Below are 1,956 nucleotides of genomic sequence, written 5' to 3' on the forward strand. Positions count from 1 at the left end.
CGTCAGGGTCGGTAACCCTTATCTTTCTGTTCATTTCGTCATATTCGTTTACTACGGTACCTCCGTTGGGAAATATCTGCTTTATGATGTTGCCAGCCCGGTCATACTCATAACTTACACTTCGAGCCCTTGTATTTAAAATGGCACAGTATGCACTTCCTTTTAATTTTACCCCGTCCTGCGGTTGATACAGAGTGCTCTTTATTCTTCGGTTGGCATCGTCGTATTTAAATACAGTCAGATAGCCTTCCGGAGAGATTATTTCGATAAGGTTGCCATTTTTGTCGTATTTGTATAATGTCTCAGCGAAAACCTTTTCATCACTGTAACCTGAAAGGTCTTCACCATCCAGTTCACGTATTACTTTTACCGGTTTTCCCATACCGTTATATTCATACCGGGTTACTCTTTGTTTCTTTTCGTTTATCCTAATTTTCTCCAGAGTCTTTTTACCTAGGCAGTCATATTCGTAAGTTATACACGCTCCAAGGCTGTCGGTCACTTCTATTAGATTTCCGTTTGGATCATATTTGTAGTTTATTATGTTCCACTTCTTTGGATATCCTGTTTTTGTAACATATTCAGGAGATCTTTTTTCCTGCACTACTCTTCCGTTTCTGTCATGTACATATTCTTTTATGTTATAGTATATATCTCCATTCTTATGCTGTAATGGAGTCCTTTTTTCAAGGAGCCAGCCGGCAAGGTTATATTTATATATAGTTCCCCACCGTTCTTCGTCATTATCTGCACTGATGTACCCTTTCGCATCTATTTCCTTTACAATTCTTCCGTCTTCGTCGTATACGTATTTTTTGATGGTATTTCCTTCGATATCTATTATTGACGTAAGTCTGTTCATTTCATCATAGGTGTACTGCATACCAGGGCCATCATCCAAAGTCTTATCATAATCCTTCCAGGATATGGTCTTTATTATGTTGCCTTGAGGGTCATACTTTATCCTGGACATATTCCCATCTGGGAATATTGTCTTTATCCTTCTATGGTTGGTGTCATATTTATATTCTACTCCTATACCGTCATCCTCTGTGTGATTGTAGAAGTTCGGATTGATCTCTTTTATTTTATTGCCGTTTTCATCATACTTTACTGAAAAGACATTCCCCAATGGATCAATGGTCTTTATGAGCTTATCCATTGCATCATATGTAAAGGTATATCCTGCTCCGTCTTTGCCCTTTTCTGCATACTGCTTAGCAGCAATAATGCCTGTCATGTTCCCTGCCTTGTCATAACCGAGTCTTGTTGTATTTCCTTCAGCGTCGGTTATATGGGTTATTCTATCGCAGTCGTCGTATTTTAGCCTCACTGTACCATAGCCTGTAGTTACTGATGTTGCTCGTCCTACTTTATCAAATTCATATTTGAGTATATTTCCGACAGCATCCTTTACTAGTATCGGTTTGTTTGCCTCTTCCTCTCCGTACTCAAATCTTGTTGTGTTGTTCTCTGCATCCTTTGAGGTTATTATTCTTCCATATTGGTCATAGGTAAATGACGCCTCGGAATAGCTGCTACTTCCCGTCTTTATGGTACGTTTTAAAAGGTTGCCCTTTTCATCATATTCAAAGGTCACCTCTCCGCCACCCGGGGAGGTTGATTTTATCAGTTTGTTGTTCTCATTGTAGCTGTATTTTGTTGTAAGTCTTAGTGGTGAGGTTATTTCTATTAAATTGCCTCTATCATCGTATTTTTTATATGTTGTGTTACCATTTCTGTCGGTCTCACTATTTCTGTTAAGATTGTCATCATAGGTATATTTCTGTACGCTTCCGTCATCATATTTTATTTCGGTAAGAAGCATATCCGAATTGTATTTATATACACGGGTTATACCGCTTTTTATCCATTTAAAGGTGTTTTCACAATTCTCTTCGTTATATTCTATAAATAGCTCATTATTCTCATGGTCAAGCTGCTTTACTACTCTTC

Annotated in this window: 1 pseudogene; it reads right to left on the bottom strand. The window is 38.1% G+C overall.

Annotation, left to right across the window (positions count from 1 at the left end):
• Nucleotides 1–1,956, bottom strand: a pseudogene (locus tag EFD62_RS17260) (hypothetical protein); the annotation flags it as partial.

It is taken from the genome of Acetivibrio mesophilus (assembly GCF_004102745.1).
Lineage (GTDB): Bacteria > Bacillota > Clostridia > Acetivibrionales > Acetivibrionaceae > Hungateiclostridium > Hungateiclostridium mesophilum.